The following is a 17,341-nucleotide window of genomic DNA, read 5'->3' as shown; positions in this document are numbered from 1 at the left end:
CGCTCAGTCAGACACTCGCCCGGCCGGGTCGCGCAGAAGCCCGGCGAGTTCGGTGACGGTCGGGTGATCGAACAGGACGCGCGCGGGCAGCTCCAGTCCGGTCAGCTCACGGAGCCGGGTACGCAGGTCAATGACGGCCAGCGAGTCCAGTCCGAGGTCGGTGAACGGCTTGTCCTCCGGGATGGCGCCCGGGTCCGGGTGGCCGAGGACCTCGGCGAGTTCGACGCGGAGCAGGTCTCGCAGTTCCTGGTCCGACGGCTGTTCCGGCCAGCGCCGATCCGGTGACGGCGGCGCCGGTCTCGGTGCCCGTCCACTGATTTCGACGGCGATCGGAGGCAGGTCGAGAGCTGAGGGGTCGAGCCGGGCGGCGATCAGGACCGGTTCGGCGTGCCCGATCGCGGCGTCGAACAGGGCGAGTCCCTGCTCCAGGGTCAGTGCGGCCACGCCAGAGGCCTGGATGCGATGCCTTGCCGCGTCGGGAATCCGGGAGCCGAGCCCGATTTCCAGGTCCCAGAGGCCCCACGCGATCGACGTCGCGGGCAGACCCTCGGCCCGCCGTCGGACGGCCAGCGCGTCGAGGTAGCGGTTGGCGGCGGCGTAGTTCGCTTGCCCGGCATTGCCGAAAGTGCCTGCCAGTGAAGAAAAGAGCACGAATGCCGACAGCGGAAGACGCCGGGTGGCCTCGTGCAGGACCCGGGCGGCGTCGGCCTTCGGGCGGAACACGGTGTCGAGCCCGGCGGTCGTCTGCGCGGTCAGCGCGGCGTCGGCGACGACAGCGGCGGCGTGCACCACGGCGGTCAGCGGCGGGTCGCAGGTGTCGACCAGACGCCGGACGAAGCCGGGATCGGCGATGTCGCCCGCGGCGATCCGCACGTCGGCGGGTAGCTGAAGGAGTTCTTCCGCGCCGGGTGCGGCCGGGCCGCGGCGGCTGACGAGCAGCAGGTGCCGGACACCGTGCGCGGACACGAGATGCCGCGCCAGTGCCCCGCCGAGCGCGCCGGTGATCAGCACGGTGCCCGCCGGATCGATCGGCCGGGTGGACGCGGGAGTGGTCCGGGTGATCCGCAGCGCGTGCGGCATGCCGTCCCGGATCGCCAGCTGCGGTTCGGGGTTGCCGCCGACGAGTTCGCGCACCTTCTCCATGGGCACTTCGGTACCGGCTTCGACCACGGTGACCAGGCCACGGTATTCGGTCGAAGCGGCGGTTCCGAGCCCGAAGATCGCTGCTGCCGCCGGATCGGTCGCGTCGCGGGTGACCACGACAGTGCGTTCTCCGCGCGGGAGCGTGTCCTGCAATCCGGTGAGCACGGTCCGGACGTCTTCGTCCCGGGCGTCGACGATCCGGACATCGTCGGCGCGCGCCGCCGGTACGGGAATCCATCGCGGGCGGTACAGCATCATGCTCCCGGCGGGCAAAGGCCGGGTCAGCAGGGATTCCACGAGCGCGAGCGGCACTCCGGTGGGGTCGTAGAGTTCGACGCGGACTTCGCCGGGACCCGTCCGTACACAGTGGACTCGGGCTCGGCGCGCGGCCGGGGCGAACACGTGGACGCCACCCCAGAGGAACGGAACACGTGTCTCCGCGTCCGGCGGTTCGGCCAGCGCCACGGTGTGCACGGCCGCGTCGAGCAGTACGGGGTGCAGCTCGAAGCGACCGTCGACACCCTCGGGAAGTACGACGTCGGCGAACAGCTCGTCACCGTCCCGCCACAAGCCCGTCACGGCGCGGAAGGCGGGACCGTATTCGCGGGCCGCGTAGGCCCGGCTCAGATCGACCGGTTCGGTGGCGGGCGGCGGCCACTCGCCTTTCCACGGCAGCGCGAAGACGTCGGATGGCCGCAGGCGGCCCGTGGCGTGCCGTGTCCAGTCGCCGGAATCCTGGGCGTAGAGGTCGATCCGGGGCCCGTCCACGACTACCTGGAGTGCGACGTCCTCGGTCCGGTCGAGCCGCAGCGGCGCCTCGATCGTCAGCTCGGCCAGACTCTGTTTCCCCGCGTGCAAGGCGATCTCGATGAAAGCGGTCGCGGGGAACAGGGTCGCGCCGCCGACGACGTGGTCGGCGAGCCACCCGTGCGTGCGCACACCGGCCGAGCCACCGTGCACGATCCTGGGCGAGTCGGGCGCGACCAGCGCCGGCCCGAGCATCGCGTGCCCGGCGCCCGCCGGGCTCCGGCGTGGTTGCGGGTCGAGCCAGAAACGCTCGCGCTGGAAGGGATAAGTCGGCAGGCCGACTCTCCGGGCGCCGCTGTCGGCGAACACCGATCGCCACGAGACGGGCACTCCCGCGGTGTGCAGCTCGCCGACCGCCTCCAGCGTCCCGCGTGTGGTGTCCAAAGTGGACACTGCCGGGAGTATCGCTCCGGCGGCCCTGCCGAGCACGGCCGACGGGCCGATCTCCAGGCAGATCCCGGTTCCCGCCGCGGCCACGGTGTTCAGCGCGTCGGCGAACCGGACCGTGTCCCGGGCGTGCCGCACCCAGTGCTCCGGGCCGACTTCGGTGATCGCGCGGCCGGTCAGCCCGGAGATCAAGGTGCTTTCCGGGCTCCGGTAGGTCAGCTTCGCGGCGACCTCGCGGAATTCGGCGAGCATCGGATCGATCAGCGGCGAATGGAACGCGTGGCTGACACGCAACCGGGTCGAACCCGGCCACTGGGCCGCGATCGCCTCCGTCACGCTCTCGGTTCCGGACAGCACAAGGGATCGAGGGCCGTTGACCGCGGCGATCGCCACCTGGTCGGCGAATTCCCCCACCAGCGGCGCGACCTCGTCCTCGGCCGCCCTCACCGCGATCATGACGCCTCCCGGCGGCAGGGCGGCCATCAGACGGCCACGCGCGGCCACCAGCACCCCGGCGTCTTCGAGGGAGAGCACACCGGCGACGTGCGCGGCGGCGATCTCCCCGATCGAATGCCCGGCGACGGCACCCGCCCGCACACCCCAGGATTCCAGCAGCCGGACCAGCGCGACCTCGAACGCGAACAAGGCGGACTGCGCGTGGTCGGTGCGGTTCAGCAGTTCGCCGCCGTCGAACGCGACGTCACGGACCTGGCCGCCCAAGGCCTGGCAAGCCGCGTCGAAAGCCTTACGGAACACGGGGAAAGCGGCCGACAGTTCTTTTCCCATGCCTGCGCGCTGCGCGCCCTGCCCGCTGAACAGGTACGCCGCCGTCGCCGGTGCGCGCACGGTCCGGCCGCGGCGTTCACCGGTGGCGAGGGCGCGCAGGGCGCCGAGGTCGCCGGACGGGAGCATCGCGCGGTGCTCCAGCGCGGTGCGGGTGGCGAGGGTGAACGCGACGTCACTTTCGTCCCGGCCGCCCGCTGTCGCCAGCAGCCCGGAGGCGACCGCGCGCAGGGCGCTGTCGCCGGTGGCGCTCAGCAGCCACGGCGCGGGGAGAGACACCGGGCGCCCGGATTCGATCGGCGGTGGTGCTTCCGAGACGAGAACGTGCGCGTTGGTGCCGCCGATCCCGAACGCGGACACCCCGGCGTGCCGGGTTTTCGTTCCTGCCCGCCATTCCTGGGCTTCGGCGAGCAAGGCCACCTCGCCGGCCGACCAGTCGACGCGGGGACTCGGATCGTCCGCGCCTGCCGACGGCGGCAACTGCTCGTGCCGCAGCGCTTCCACCATCTTGATCACCCCGGCCAGTCCCGCCGCCGCCTGGGTGTGCCCGATGTTGGCCTTCACGGATCCGAGCCACAGCGGCCGGTCACGTCCGGAATAGGCGGCGATCAGCGCCTCCGCCTCGATCGGATCGCCGATCGGGGTGGCGGTGCCGTGCCCTTCCACGGCGTCGACGTCCGTCGCCGAAAGCCCGGCGTCGGCCAGCGCGGACTCGATCACCGCGCGCTGCGCCCGGCCGCTCGGCGCGGTCAGCCCGTTCGACGCCCCGTCGGAGTTGACGGCCGAACCGCTCACCAGCGCCAGCACCGGATGCCCGTTCCGGCGAGCGTCCGACAGTCGCTCCACCAGCACGACACCCGCGCCCTCGGCCCAGGCCGTGCCGTTCGCGCCCGCGGCGTAGGAGCGGCAGCGTCCGTCCGGGGAGAGACCGCGCTGGCGGCTGAATTCGAGGAACGTGCGCGGCGTCGACATCACCGTGGCGCCACCGGCCACGGCGAGCGAGCACTCCCCGGCCCGCAGCGCGCGCACGGCCCAGTGCAACGCGACCAGCGAAGAGGAGCACGCGGTGTCGACCGTGATCGCCGGACCGGTCAAGCCGAAGGTGTAGGAGATCCGGCCGGACGCGAGGGCGTGCGACGACCCGATGCCCAGCCGTCCTTCCAGCCGATGCCCCTCGAAACGGCTCGCGTAGTCCTCGTGCATCACCCCGACGAACACGCCGGTGTCGCTGCCCCGCACCGTGGCGGTGTCGAGACCGGCCCGTTCGAACAGCTCCCACGACGTCTCCAGCAGCAGCCGCTGCTGCGGGTCGGTCGCCAACGCCTCGCGCGGCGACATGCCGAACAGGGCGGGGTCGAAGTCCGCGGCGTCGTACAGGAAACCGCCGCGGCGGGTGGTGGACCCGCCGATGCGGTCGGGATCCGGGTCGTACAGCGCGGCCAGGTCCCAGCCCCGGTCGGCCGGGAAGTCGCCGGTGGCGTCGACCCCGCCTGCCACCAGGTTCCACAGGTCCTCTGGCGAGGTCACGCCGCCGGGGAACCGGCACGCCGTCGCGACGATGGCGATCGGTTCGTCGGCGCGAGCGGGCGTGGTCGCCGTCGTGACGGGCCGGGTTTTCCCGGACAGCAACCGTTCCAGCTCACCGATGACCGCCGCCGCGGTCGGGAAGTCGTAGACGAGCGACTGGGGAAGGTCGAGGCCGGTCGCGTCGGCCAGCCGGTGCCGCAGGTGCACGCCGCCCACCGAGGTCAGGCCGAGTTCGGTGAACGCCCGGTCGCGCCATCCCTCGCCGAGGTCGCACAGTTCGGCGATCTCGTCGCGCACGAGGGCTTCCACGTCGTCCGGCCGGGGGATCCGCAAGGCTTCCCGCATCGCCTTTCCCGACGGCGTCCGGGGAAGCCGCTCGACCCGGTGAAAAGCGACCGGAACCTTGAAGGGGGAGAGCTTTCGGCGGCACAGACGGCGTACCTCGTCGAGGTCCAGTTCGCCGGATCGGGGGACGAGGAACGCCACCGGCACCGAGCCGAGGACCCCATCGGGTCTTCCCGCCACGAGGACGTCGCCCACTTCCGGGATTTCGGCGATGACCGCTTCGATCTCGGTCGGATGCACGTTCTGGCCGCCGCACACGATGACGTCGTCCACCCGGCCGTCGACCGTGAGCCGTCCTTCGGCGAGTCTGCCCGCGTCGCCGGTCCGGTACCAGCCGTCCACGCCCTCGACGCCCGGTGCCACTCCGGGGCCCCGTACCTCGATCTGCCCGTCGACGACGCGGATCTCCATGCCCGGCAACGGAGTCAGGCCGTCTTCGCCGGGGAGCTGGGCGGCGATCTTGCCGGTGGTCTCGGTACTGCCGTAGCCGTCGAGGACGGGGATACCGAACAGTTCCCGGACCGCGGCCCGTGCCGACGGCGTGCAGGGCGCGCCTCCGGACAGGCACAGCCGTGGCGCGGGGAGTGGGCCCTGAATCTCCTGCCGCAGGTTCAGGAAGGTCGCCGGGGTACCGGCGAGGACACTGCCGGGATACGCCGTGAGCGCTCCCCGCAGCTCGCGGTCGACGATCCTCGTATGCGTGCCCAGCGCGATCGTCCCGGCGAAGGCCTGCGACATCGCGTACGCGTGGTGCAGCGGAAGCGGCCAAAGAACGGTGTCGGCGCCGGAGATCCCGAACATCGGGCCGTAGCAGGCCGCCGACGACCACAGGAGCGCCCGTTGCGTCGTCAGCACGCCTTTGGGGAGGCCGGTGGTGCCCGAGGTATACAGCAGCCACGCGGGTTCGTCGAGGTCGAGGTCGTCCCTTGGCTCGCCCTGCGCGGAAAGCTCGTCCTCGATGAACACCACCCGCAGCCGCGGCCGCTCCGCCTGAACCTCGCGTGCGGTCGCCGCGTGCCGGGCTTCCGTGATCAGCAGACCGGCACCGGCGTCATCCACGATCCGCGTCAATTCCGTGACCGTCGACCGCGCGCTCGCCGGAACACCGATTCCGCCCGCCCGCAACACCGCCAGACAGTATTCGGTGAATTCCACCCGGGCGCCCAGATGCAGCAGAACCCGGTCGCCGCGGGCGATTCCGAGCCCGGTCGCCAACCGGCCACTCGAATCCAGCAAATCCCCGAAAGTCAGGGTCCGGCGCTCGTCGGTGAACGCGGGCCGATCGCCCGCCTGTTCCTTCAGCAACGTCACCAACGGCCGCAGCAGCCCGCCGCGAATCTCGGTCATCGTCCGAAGGTATAGCCGCGCCGCGTCACGGTGGTTGCCCGATCGTGCAGTATTCGGTGACTCAAGGCTCGTGCGTGGCAGGAATGGTCAGAGCCGACGGTGTCTCAGGTACCTGCCGCGGGGCGCGGATGGCGGTTTCGCGTGACGGGATGGACGCCACGTGTGTCCAGAGGGACGACACGCGGCGGGCCGGCTGTGTCCGCGTGTCGTCCATCCCGTCACGCGTGTCGTCCGTCGGATCACACGTGTCGTCCCGGCAGTCACGCGAAACCACCGGCTCGGTCGAGGTGGTCAGGGCCGCTTTCGCTGCTCACGAGAGGCGCCCGGGTGTCGCGAAAGCCACTTTCGAGACGTCTGACGTCTCGAAAGTGGCTTTCGCGACATGGCCAACGGCCAGTCGCGAGGAGGCACTCACGATGCTAGGCCCAGGTGACCGGCAATGCGTGGACGCCGTAAATGTTCATGTCGGTCTTGAGCTTCACCTCGTCGGCGGGGACGGCGAGTTCGAGGGACGGGAAGCGGCGCAGCAACCCCTCGAAACCGGCGCGCATCTCGATCCGGGACAACTGCTGCCCGAGGCACTGGTGGATGCCGTGACCGAAGGACAGGAGACCGCGTGCGTTGCGGTGGATGTCCAAGGTGTCGGGGTCTTCGAAGCGCCGCGGGTCGCGGTTGGCGGCCAGCAGCGACACGATGACGGTCGAACCGGCGGGGATCGTTTCGCCGCCGAGTTCGAGATCTTCCGTGGCGTAGCGGAAGAAGATGTCGGCGACGGACAGGTAGCGAAGGAGTTCCTCGACGGCGCCGGGGAGCAGTTCCGCGTCGGCACGCAGCTCGGCCAGTTGCTCCGGGTTTTCCAGGAGCGCGAAAGTGCCCAGCGCCAGCATGTTCGCGGTGGTCTCGTGGCCGGCGAGCAACAGCAGGAACGCGGCGCCCGCGAGTTCCTCGATGGTGAGGTCGTCGTGGCGGCCCAGGTCGGACAGGATGTCGTCGCCGGGGGTCTCGCGTTTGCGCGTGACCAGTTCGGTGAGGAACGTGTTCATCCCGATGAACGCGGCCATCTTCTCTTCCAGCGTCTGGTCCCTGACCATGAGCTGGGCGGAGTTGGCCTGGAACTTCTCCCGGTCCTCGTAAGGGACACCGAGCAGTTCGCAGATCACCAGCGACGGCACCGGCAGCGCGAACTCCTTGACCAGGTCGACCGGCGGGACGAGGGTGGCCATCGCGTCCAGCTGGCGCTCGGTGATCTCGACGATGTGCTCTTCGAGCTGCTTCATCCGCTTCACGGTGAAGGCGCCGGTGAGCCGCTTGCGCAACCGGCCGTGGTCCGGCGGGTCCATGGCCACGAACATGCCCGGCATCGGCGGGGACGGTTCGGTCGGGGCGGGCATCCCCGGGGTCTCATAGGGCAGGTGGAGGATGCCGATGTCCTGGCGGGAGCTGAACCGGGTGTCGGCCATCATCTGCCGGACCTCGTCGTAGCCGGTGACGAGCCAGCCCTCGTGACCGTCGGGGAAGACCATGGGACTCACCGGGCGCGCTTCACGCAGCCGGGTGATCTCGCGGGGCGGATCGAAAGGACCCGCGTCGCGCTGCATGGGGAGGCCCTGCGGGACGGGAACGGTCTGGGTCATCGGGTCGCCTTTCGTGGTGGTTGTGACGACCACGATCACCGAGGGGCCTGACACCGGACTGACACGGCGCTGACATCGGCGCCGGACGTGTCAGCGGCGTGGCGGCGGCGTGTCAGGCCCGCCGTCCACTGTTGCTCCCATGACAGAAACAGCGATCGCGGCCTCCGGGCTGCGGAAGACCTTCGGCGACAAGGTCGTGCTCGACGGCATCGATCTGGAAGTACCGGCGGGCACCATCTTCTCACTGCTCGGCCCGAACGGGGCAGGCAAGACGACCACGGTGAACCTCCTGACCACCTTGATGAAGGCCGACGGCGGGACGGCGAGGGTCGCCGGGCACGACCTCGCGACCGAGGCCAAGGCGGTCCGCGCGGCGATCGGGGTCACCGGCCAGTTCGCGGCGGTGGACGAACTGCTGACCGGCCAGGAGAACCTGCGGCTGATGGTGGACCTGAACCGGAACGCCCGTGGTGGCGAACGGATCGTGACCGAGCTGCTGGAACGCTTCGATCTGGTGGAATCGGCGAAGAAGCAGGCGTCGACCTATTCCGGCGGGATGCGCCGGAAGCTCGACCTGGCGATGACGCTGGTCGGGAACCCGCGGATCATCTTCCTCGACGAGCCCACCACGGGACTGGACCCGCGCAGCCGCCGCACGATGTGGTCGATCATCCGCGAGCTGGTCGCCGACGGCGTGACCATCTTCCTCACCACCCAGTACCTCGAAGAAGCCGACCAGCTCGCCGACCGGATCGCGGTCCTCGACCAGGGTCACCTGGTCGCGCAGGGCACCGCCGACGAACTCAAACGCCAGATGCCGGGCACGCACGTCCGGCTCCGGTTCACCACCGTCGCCGAACTCGACGCGGCGGCGCGGATCTTCCCCGGGGCCACCCGGGACGACGAGACGCCGGCCCTGCGGGTCCCCAGCGACGGCGGGACGAAATCGCTGCGGTCGCTGCTGGACCGGCTCGACGAGTACTCGATCGCCGCCGAAGAGTTTTCCGTCCACACCCCTGATCTCGATGACGTTTTCCTCGCCCTGACGGGCCACAGCAGCACGGAGGCCAAGAAATGACGACTCAAGCCAGGAGCAAGTCCCCCTCGATGGTGATGTTGCGCCGCAACTTCAAACACCTCGCCCGCAATCCGACCTCGGTGTTCAACGCGATCCTGATGCCGGTCGTGATGATGCTGATGTTCGTGTACGTGTTCGGAGACGCGTTCAGCGTCGGCGTCGACTACATCGATTACGCCACACCGGGTTTGATGCTGCTGGCCGTCTGCTACGGACTCGGCGGCACCGCGACGGCGGTCAACTCCGACATGACGAAGGGCATCATCAACCGGTTCAAGGTCATGGACGTCTCGCGGGGCGCGGTGCTGACCGGGCACGTCGTCACCAGTGTGCTGACCAACCTGGTCGCGATCGTCGCGCTCACCGGCGTGGCCTTCTTGCTGGGTTTCGCCCCGGCGGCGGGTTTCCTCGACTGGCTCGGCGTCGCCGGAATCGTCGTCCTGCTCGGCTCGGCGGCGGGCTGGCTCACGGTCGCGCTGGGCTTGGCGGCGAAGTCACCGGAGACCGCGGGCATGGCCTCCGTGCCGCTGGTCATGCTGCCGTTCTTCAGCAGCGCGATCGTGCCCGCGGAGAAGATGGGGCCCGGACTCCGGGAGTTCGCGGAGTACCAGCCCTTCACGCCGATCATCGAGACGTTGCGCGGGCTCCTCAACGGGGCGCCGGCCGCCGGCGACGTGTTCCCCGCCCTCGGGTGGTGCGTCGGGATCGCGCTCGCCGGGTACCTGTGGGCGTCCTCGACGTTCAAGAAGCGAGCGTGACCTCGGCCAATTGCTTCCAGCTCGTCCGCGCGCCCTCCTGCGCCGCCTCCGCGAACTTCTCTTCGCCGAGGCGGCGCAGCACTGTCCGCTCGATGCGGGTCACGTCCGGGCGCGAACGATCCGGCAGCCCGCGCAGCTCGTCGGCCGCCCCGAGCAGCCGCGCGGCCTGCTCGGGTTCGTCGCGGCGCAGCGCCAGGTCCGCGACCCCGACGAGCATGTGGGCGACCAGCGGCACGTGCCGCACCTCGGACGCCGCTTGGAAGGCCGACTCGCGGTGCGCGCGGGACTCCTCGACGTCTTCGGCGAGATAACCCAGCAGGTCGTGGGTGATGGCGCGGACGTGCCCCAGCTCCGCTTCCTCGCCCATCACGGTCGCCGCGAGGGCGAGTTGCCGCGCCGTTTCTTCGGTTTCGCCGCGCCAGTGGGCGAGTTCCGCCCGGGAAAGGGCGAGCATGCCCAGTGCTCCCGGCCACGTGACCCGTCGGGAGTACCGCTCCGCCTTGGCCGAAGCGGCCGCGCTGGAGTCTTCGTCGCCCATCAGCCAGTACAGCTGTGCCTGCCGCGACCACAGCCGGATGAGGTCCTCGATGGAACCGATCTCGGTCACGACCTCGGCCGCCTGTTCGTAGTACTCGCACGCGGTGGCGAAGTCGCCGCGGGTGGCGAGCCGGTCCGCCAGCTCGGTCAGGGCGAACGAGATCCCGAACCGTTCGCCGAGGGCGCGGAACTCGGCGAGCGCGCGCTCGAGACAGGTTTCCGCGTCCGGTCCTGGGTGGCCGAGCGTGATCCGCATCTTGCCGAGGTGCAGCCTGGCCAGCGCGCGGACCCAGGCGTTTTCGTCCTCCAGCACCGGTTCCCAGGCGGACAACGCCTCATCACCCCGCAACATGTGTACCAGCGGGACGATGAGTCCCACCAGCGGGTGATTCGCTTCGTTGTCCCGGCTGAGCCGGTACGACTCGTGGATCCACTTCGCCGCGGTGTGTTCGTCGGCGTAGCCGGAACTCACGAACAGCGAGACAAGCCCGTACACCACGGCCGCGACCTCGTCGGGTACCTCACCTGGCGCTTCGACGGCCGCGCTGACCAGCTCCATGCCTTCCGACCGGTGCCCGCTGAGCCACCAGTACCAGCCACAGGCCGCCGCGAGCCGCATCGCCGCCGGTGCCTCGCCCGCCGCGAGGGCGCCGCGCATCGCGGAACTGATGTTGTCGTGCTCGGCGTTGAGTTTGGCGAGCCAGTCCAGCTGCTCGGGGCGGCGGAGCATCGGTTCCGCCGCCTCGGCGAGTTCGGTGAAATAGGCGAGATGCGCGTGACGCGCCAGCAGGGTTTCCTCCGCCTCGGCGAGCCGTTGCGCGGCGTACTCCTTGATGGTGCCGAGCATCCGGTAGCGCGGCGCTTCGTCGCCCGCGGCCACCAGCAGCGACTTCTCGGTCAGCGCGGTGAGCACTTCGAGGACCTCGTAGTGCTCGACGGACTCACTGACGCAGACCTGCTCGGCCGCTTCCAGGCTCGCCCCGCCCGAGAACACCGAGAGCCTGCACAGGACCGTCCGCTCGGCGTCGGTCAGCAGTTCCCAGCTCCAGTCCACCATCGCGCGCAGCGTCCGGTGCCGGGGCAGCGCGGTCCGGCTGCCGCCGGTCAGCAGGCGGAAGCGGTCGTCGAGCCGGTTGGCGAGCTGGTCGATGGACATGGTGCGCAACCGCGCAGCGGCCAGTTCGATCGCCAGCGGCATCCCGTCCAGGACCCGGCACACCCGCGCCATCGTGGCCAGTGTGGCCTCGTCGGCGACGAAATCCTTGCGCACCACGCTCGCCCGGTCCCGCAGCAACCGGACGGCGGGGGAGGCTTCGATTTCGCGGGGATCCGCGTGCCGGTCCGGCACGGCCAGCGGCACGACATGCCACAGCGCCTCACCGGTGATGCCGAGCGGCTCCCGGCTCGTCGCCAGGATCCGCAGCCGCCGGCATTCCCCCAGCACGCGGTGGGCGAAGGCCGCGGCCGACTCGATCACGTGCTCGCAGTTGTCCAGGATCAGCAGGACTTCCCGTTCGCGGATCGCGGCGATGACCCGGTCGGTGGGTTCGGCGCTCGGCGTTTCGCCCAGCAGGGCGTCCCGCAGGCCGAGCGCGACGAGTGTGGATTGCGCGACGTCTCCGTCCGCGCCGATGGCCGCGAGTTCCACCAGCCAGGCCCCGTCGGGCAGATCCCCGAGGAGGGTGCGCGCGGTTTCCGTGGCCAGCCGGGTCTTTCCCGAGCCGCCGGGCCCGATCAGGGTGGTGAGGCGGTGCTCGGCGACGAGTTCACGAACCGTGGCGAGATCGGCGTCCTTGCCGACGAAACTGGTCAGTTCGGCGCGCACGTTGGTCTTGCGGTTCTCCTCCCGCCGTCCCAGCTCACCCCGCAGTAGCGCGACGTGCACGGCGGCCAGCTCCGGCGAGGGGTCGACGCCCAGCGCGTCGGCGAGAGCCTCCCGCGTGCGCTGGTACACGAGCAGCGCCTCGGTGTCGCGCCCTGTCGCCGCGAGAGCCCGCATCAGCGCGGCGACGAGCCGTTCGCGCAGGGGATGCGCGGCCACCAGATCGGTCAGTTCGGTGACCAGTTTCGCGCTGTGGCCGAGGTCGATCTCCGCGTCGAACCGATCCTCCATGGCCGTCAGGCGAAGCCCTTCGAGCCGGGTGACCGCCGCGTCGAACGCGCCGCTGTCTTGCAGGCCGACGTCCTGCATGGCCGCGCCGCGCCACAACGCGAGGGCCTCGCGCAACCGCCGTGTCTCGTCGCCGCCCGCCTGGCCGAGGAGGCGCTCGAACCGCACGGCGTCGACGTCGTCGGGGTCCACCTTCAGGCGGTAACCGTCGGTCTGGCCGTCGACGACACCCTCCGGCAGCACCTTCCGCAGCCGGGAAACGAGACGTTGCAAGGCGTTCGCCGCGTCGGCGGGCGGGTGCTCGCCCCAGATCCAGTCGACGAGCGCCGACTTCGGGACCACCCGGCCCGGTTCGAGCGCGAGGGCGATCAACAGCCCGCGCAGCCGGGCGCCCGGAACGTCGGCGAGGACGCCGTCAGCGGTGCGAACCTCGAAGGGGCCGAGCATCCCGATCTGCATTGGGCCGATTTTGCCACGGGTGATCAGCGGGCCTCCGGCCGCGGACCTGGGATGGCGCTGGGTGTTCCGCCGACGTCACCGCGCTACGACTCGCCGCTGATTCTCGCCGAGCCGATCGATGCCGCGGTGATCGCCCTGGCGGCCGTCTGGGTCGACGAACTGGAGTTCAGGCTGGTCAGCGACGTCTGGTTGAGGGCGTGCACGACGAACTCGTAGGTGTTCACCGTCGAGGGCGAGCATGGGCCCTGGTAGCCGTAGAGGCTCGCGCTGCCGCGGTAGTAGATCTGCCTGGCTCCCGCGGGCACCGCGGGCCGGTAAGCGTGCTGGACGTTCTGGGGGAGCGAGGCGGTGGCCGCCGGGATGTCGTAGATGACCCAGTGGATGAGGTTGGCGTTGTCGAGGTCGCGCATCACGATCGCGTAGCTCTTGGCCGCGGCGGGGGCGCCCGACCAGGCCAGGGGCGGCGACTCGTTCTTCTTGGCGGGGTCGTTCCCGCCGCCGCTGGTGCACTCGTGGACCTTGGGCATCACGCCGCCGTCGGCGAAAGCGGTGCTGGACAAGGTGAACGCGTACTGCTCCGCTGACGCCGACGGCGCCGAAACAGCGGCCAGGCCGGTGACGAGCAGAGCGCAGAACACGATTCTCGTGCTTCTCATCGAGGCTCCCGAGGATACTTCGGTCCGTGGGGCGAACGGGGTGCACGCGCGCTCAATTCAGCGTAGGCATTCCGGATTCCGGCGGCTAGCGCACTTTCCGGGGTGAACAAGGTGAATTCACCGGCTCGCGGTCTCGCCGTCCAATGCCGAACGGCGATCTCGCGTGATCAGACGGACGACACACGTGATCGGACGGCCATCAGGGGTGGCCCGGAACTTCTGACCTGGTCAGCGCGAGGGGAAGCCGACCACCGGGGCGTCCCCGCCGCGGGCGGCGACCAGGGCGCCGGGGGCGGGGATGAGCGCGTGACGTGCCCTTCCGGTGAGCAGGCTGCCGGTCGTTTCGGTGGGCGGCGGCCACGCGATCGGGAGGGTGGACGACGCCGAGCCGTCGAGCTCCTGCCGGTGCACCACCATCCCGCCACCGGGTGAGGCGCACAGGCGCAGGTAAGCCGTCGGCGTGGTGGCGTGCGCCCGCCGGTCCGGGCAGGCGGCGAGGTCGACGGCCACCCCGCCGTCCAGGGTGGCCGCGGTGATCTTCCCGCTCTCGTCGCGTTCCGAGACGGCCACTGGGCCGACCGTGATCCGCTTCGGCGCCCGGGGGTCCATTGTGGACAGGATGGTGCCGGTGGCGGCGTCGAGGACGACGTCGGTGTTCGCGCCGGTGGCCAGCCCGGAATACCGCAGTGTCAGGGAAACGGTGCCACCGCCGGGGGCGGAGCGCAGGAAGAAGTCGGCCTTCTCGTCGGAAGGCCGCGTCACCGGCAGCCGGTGCTCCCAGCGCGGCGTGCCGGTGCGTTCGTCCAGGCCGAGCACGCTGAGCCGGTCTTGGCACAGCATCGGCGCCAGCACCACGTCCCGTCCGCTCGCGGGCAGCGCGAACGGGGAGACACAGCCCTCGGGCGCGTTCCAGGACCACAGCCGGTTCCCGCCGCGCAGATCCAGCGCGTCGACGCGAAAGTTATTGTCCCCCAAGTGAGTGAGGGTCGGCAGTACGGCGGAGGCCGGTGCGAGCAGGTCCGCGCTTCGCACGTTCTCGATCGGCGTCTCCTGGACCGGTTCGCCAGTGAACGCGTCGAGAACCGTGAGGTGGTGGTGGCGGTCCGCGCCGCCACCGGGGGCGTAGACGGCCAGCAGCAGAAGCCGGTCCGGTGTGGGGACGAGCGCGCGGACGTGGGCTCCGGGCCGGGCGTAGGTCCAGCGCACCGCGCCGGTCGGCCCGTCGAGCGCGGTGACCACGCCGCCTGCCCCGGCGACCGTCACCCCGGCGCCCGCCGCGACCACGTCCAGCACCTTGGCCGGCGAGGTCCAGGTCCACGGTGCGGACGTCACCCGGTCGGCGAGCGCGGGGGCCGCGATGGCCGCGGCCGTCATGGACCGCACCGCCAGCCCGGGCACGACCGTCACCGCGGTCACCGTCCCCGCCGCGAGCATCACCACCAACGGGACGGCGAGCCACCACCGGACCGGTCGCGGGAGTCCCGTCGCCACCAGCGCCACGACGGCGGCGACCACGAGCACCGCCGTCGAAACACCGGGGGCGCCACTGCCGAGATCGGTGCTCAGGCCGTAGACCGCCCAGCCCGTGGCACCCGCCGCGAGAACCAGCGCGGAAATCCTCGCCCCTTGGGACTTCCCGAACGTCAGCAATGCCGCGAGCACCAGCGCCGCCGCGACCAGCGCCACCTCGAGATCCGGCCGATCCGGGCGGATCGCCCCTCCGGAGAGGAACACCGCCGCCACCGCGCAGCCCGCGGCGAGCGCCGCGACCACCACCCCCATGTTCCGCCCCTCAGCCTTCGCCTGCCGCTACCGGGGAATCCTCTCCCGGCCGGATTCCCGGCGGGACCGTCGAAATGACCACACCTTTCGCCGACTCGGTGGTGAGCGTCCGCCGCCAGTGTTCGGCCGCCTCGCTCATGTCCTGGTGCAGATGCCGGAAGAACCGGCTGGTGGCGTCCAACCGGGCGCCCGCCGGGCCACCGGACAACCCGGCCCCGCGCCGGGTGACGTCCGCCCACCTGGTCATCGAATCGAGGCTCGCCTGCCAGGCCCGATAGCCGAACTGGTCGTCGACGACATACCGCTGCCGCCTGCCGTCGCGTTCGCGGCCGATCAGGCCACGCTGTTCGAGCCAGCCGACGGCCTTGGAGACCGATGCCGGGCTGACCTCCAGACGCGCGACGAGTTCGGCGGCGGTGCTGCCCCCGGTGTCGCTGGTGAACAGGCAGGCCAGCACCCTGGCCATCATCGCCGGGACCCCGGTTTCGGCCATCATCTCGGCGAATTCGCTTTCGAAGTCGCGCAGCGCCTCCGGGGAACGCTCGCCGGCGACGGCCGGCGGACCGGGTTTGCGACGGCGCGCCCGCCATTGGGTCGCCTGCTGTGCCTGGTTGGCCCGATAACCGTGGGCGCCGCCGTTGCGGGCCACCTCGCGGATGATCGTCGACTTGGGGCGCCCCATCCGCCGGGCGATCTCGGCGTAGGTGAGTCCCGCCGCCAGTCCCGAGGCGATGCGCCCGCGCTCTTCGTGGGTCAGACGGTGTCCCGGCACCCGTCCTCCGGTGCGTTCAGCTCCATGGTCATTGCATCGATTGTAGGCCTTTCACCTCGAAAGAGAGTGAAGAGACGTTGCCGCTGCCCGAAATTCGGACTTACTGTTTCGTCAGCAGCGAAGAGAGAGCAGGAGGTGCGAGCGAGATGACGGCCAAGGTATGCCTGGTCACCGGCGCTTCGTCAGGGATCGGCCACGCGACGGCGCTGGAGCTTCTCCGCGCCGGCCACACCGTCTACGGCGCCGCGAGGCGCGTGGAGAAGATGGACGACCTCCGCGCGGCGGGCGGGCATTCACTGAAGATGGACGCCCGGGAGGAGGGCGACCTCCGCCACGCGGTCGACACCGTCCTCGCCGAACAGCGGCGGATCGACGTCCTGGTGAACAACGCCGGGACCGTTTTGCACGGCGCCATCGAGGACGTCGCGCTCGACAGCGCGCGAGACCAGTTGGAGGTCAACCTCCTCGCGCCGGCCAGGCTGGTCCAGCTCGTGTTGCCCGCGATGCGGGACCAGCGGTCCGGCACGATCGTCAACGTCTCGTCCATCGGCGGCGAGATCGCCTTGCCGCTCGGTGCCTGGTACTACGCTTCGAAACACGCGCTCGAAGCCTTTTCCGACACGCTCCGGATGGAGGTCGAGCGGTTCGGCATCGACGTCGTGATCATCCAGCCCGGCATCATCAAGACCGAATTCGAAGACCGGACTTCCGCGCAGCTACGGGAAATCTCCGGTGGCGGGGCGTACCGGGAGATGGCGGAAGCCATGGCGCGGCACGGTGAAACCGGGCTCAAGGACGGTTCCGATCCCAGCGTCGTCGTGGACGCCATCCGCCGCGCCATCGAGGCTGAGCACCCGGACACGCGGTACGCCGTCGGCCATCTCGCCGAGAAACTCCTCGAACTCAACAGGACACTGCCGGACCGCGAGTTCGACGCGCTGGCCACCCGCGCGACGAAGTAGTTCAGCTCCCCGCCCGGCGGCGGGTGCGCGCGACACCGATCCACAGCAGAACGGACACCACGGCGCCCGGCACCGCCGTCAGATAGACCGGCCACGCACGGAATCCCGACACCCACAGCATCGTGGCGAGGCCGAGGGTGATCAACGTCCAAGCCAGCGCGAGGCTGTTCCCTCGCCGTCTCCAGCTTGCGATGAGGCCGCGCATCCTGCTCTCTCCTCGCGATACTCGGGTCACAATGGTGGATACCCGCTCA

Annotated in this window: 10 protein-coding genes; 3 read left to right on the top strand and 7 right to left on the bottom strand. The window is 70.6% G+C overall.

The window, feature by feature from the left end; genetic code table 11:
- Nucleotides 1-3 precede the first annotated feature (3 nt).
- Together BS329_RS14270 and BS329_RS14265 are read right to left on the bottom strand one after the other, a co-directional pair.
- The gene (locus tag BS329_RS14270) at nt 4-6,339 is read right to left on the bottom strand and encodes a beta-ketoacyl synthase N-terminal-like domain-containing protein (protein WP_076160624.1); all 6,336 of its coding nucleotides are present in this window, start codon (nt 6,337-6,339) and stop codon (nt 4-6) included.
- A gap of 419 nt (nt 6,340-6,758) precedes the next feature.
- A complete protein-coding gene (locus BS329_RS14265) occupies nt 6,759-7,973 on the bottom strand; it encodes a cytochrome P450 (RefSeq protein ID WP_076161085.1) in 1,215 nt (404 codons plus the stop codon).
- A gap of 139 nt (nt 7,974-8,112) precedes the next feature.
- Here BS329_RS14265 and BS329_RS14260 point away from each other — a divergent pair, with 139 nt between their 5' ends.
- Together BS329_RS14260 and BS329_RS14255 are read left to right on the top strand one after the other, a co-directional pair.
- The gene (locus tag BS329_RS14260; RefSeq protein ID WP_076160622.1) at nt 8,113-9,051 is read left to right on the top strand and encodes an ATP-binding cassette domain-containing protein; all 939 of its coding nucleotides are present in this window, start codon (nt 8,113-8,115) and stop codon (nt 9,049-9,051) included.
- On the top strand, nt 9,048-9,809 hold the full coding sequence (locus tag BS329_RS14255; RefSeq protein WP_076160619.1) for an ABC transporter permease: 762 nt from the start codon (nt 9,048-9,050) through the stop codon (nt 9,807-9,809). The genes BS329_RS14260 and BS329_RS14255 overlap by 4 nt, the downstream gene beginning before the upstream one ends.
- Here the strand turns inward: BS329_RS14255 and BS329_RS14250 are convergent.
- The 4 genes from BS329_RS14250 to BS329_RS14235 form a co-directional block, all read right to left on the bottom strand.
- Nucleotides 9,793-12,915, bottom strand: coding sequence for an AfsR/SARP family transcriptional regulator (locus tag BS329_RS14250; protein ID WP_076160616.1), 3,123 nt, complete (start codon nt 12,913-12,915; stop codon nt 9,793-9,795). The genes BS329_RS14255 and BS329_RS14250 overlap by 17 nt on opposite strands.
- Before the next feature lie 83 nt (nt 12,916-12,998).
- Nucleotides 12,999-13,571, bottom strand: a complete 573-nt coding sequence (locus tag BS329_RS14245; RefSeq protein ID WP_208619210.1) for a YbhB/YbcL family Raf kinase inhibitor-like protein — start codon at nt 13,569-13,571, stop codon at nt 12,999-13,001.
- 228 nt (nt 13,572-13,799) lie between these two features.
- Nucleotides 13,800-15,353 carry an outer membrane protein assembly factor BamB family protein gene (locus BS329_RS14240; RefSeq protein ID WP_076160611.1) on the bottom strand — a complete coding sequence of 518 codons (1,554 nt, stop codon included), beginning with the start codon at nt 15,351-15,353 and terminating at the stop codon, nt 13,800-13,802.
- 10 nt (nt 15,354-15,363) lie between these two features.
- Nucleotides 15,364-16,125 carry a helix-turn-helix domain-containing protein gene (locus BS329_RS14235; RefSeq protein WP_084749691.1) on the bottom strand — a complete coding sequence of 254 codons (762 nt, stop codon included), beginning with the start codon at nt 16,123-16,125 and terminating at the stop codon, nt 15,364-15,366.
- Between the two features lie 146 nt (nt 16,126-16,271).
- On the opposite strand from BS329_RS14235, the gene BS329_RS14230 reads away from it, so the two are divergent.
- Entirely contained in the window at nt 16,272-17,087 is an 816-nt protein-coding gene (locus BS329_RS14230; RefSeq protein ID WP_076160608.1) for an oxidoreductase, read from the top strand.
- A 1-nt stretch (nt 17,088) separates the two neighbouring features.
- On the opposite strand, the gene BS329_RS14225 is transcribed toward BS329_RS14230, so the two are convergent.
- Nucleotides 17,089-17,292 (bottom strand): hypothetical protein, encoded by a 204-nt coding sequence (locus BS329_RS14225; protein WP_076160606.1) that lies wholly within the window; start codon nt 17,290-17,292, stop codon nt 17,089-17,091.
- Nucleotides 17,293-17,341 lie beyond the last annotated feature (49 nt).

Origin of the sequence: Amycolatopsis coloradensis, from assembly GCF_001953865.1 — a bacterium.
Classification (GTDB): Bacteria; Actinomycetota; Actinomycetes; order Mycobacteriales; family Pseudonocardiaceae; genus Amycolatopsis; species Amycolatopsis coloradensis.
This window is presented reverse-complemented; position numbering and strand designations above follow the sequence as displayed.

Excerpts from the sequence above, each read along its gene's own strand:
- BS329_RS14270 (WP_076160624.1), bottom strand. The coding sequence starts at position 6,339 with ATGACCGAGATTCGCGGCGGGCTGCTGCGGCCGTTGGTGACGTTGCTG.
- BS329_RS14265 (WP_076161085.1), bottom strand. The coding sequence starts at position 7,973 with ATGACCCAGACCGTTCCCGTCCCGCAGGGCCTCCCCATGCAGCGCGAC.
- BS329_RS14260 (WP_076160622.1), top strand. The coding sequence starts at position 8,113 with ATGACAGAAACAGCGATCGCGGCCTCCGGGCTGCGGAAGACCTTCGGC.
- BS329_RS14255 (WP_076160619.1), top strand. The coding sequence starts at position 9,048 with ATGACGACTCAAGCCAGGAGCAAGTCCCCCTCGATGGTGATGTTGCGC.
- BS329_RS14250 (WP_076160616.1), bottom strand. The coding sequence starts at position 12,915 with ATGCAGATCGGGATGCTCGGCCCCTTCGAGGTTCGCACCGCTGACGGC.
- BS329_RS14245 (WP_208619210.1), bottom strand. The coding sequence starts at position 13,571 with ATGAGAAGCACGAGAATCGTGTTCTGCGCTCTGCTCGTCACCGGCCTG.
- BS329_RS14240 (WP_076160611.1), bottom strand. The coding sequence starts at position 15,353 with ATGGGGGTGGTGGTCGCGGCGCTCGCCGCGGGCTGCGCGGTGGCGGCG.
- BS329_RS14230 (WP_076160608.1), top strand. The coding sequence starts at position 16,272 with ATGACGGCCAAGGTATGCCTGGTCACCGGCGCTTCGTCAGGGATCGGC.
- BS329_RS14225 (WP_076160606.1), bottom strand. The coding sequence starts at position 17,292 with ATGCGCGGCCTCATCGCAAGCTGGAGACGGCGAGGGAACAGCCTCGCG.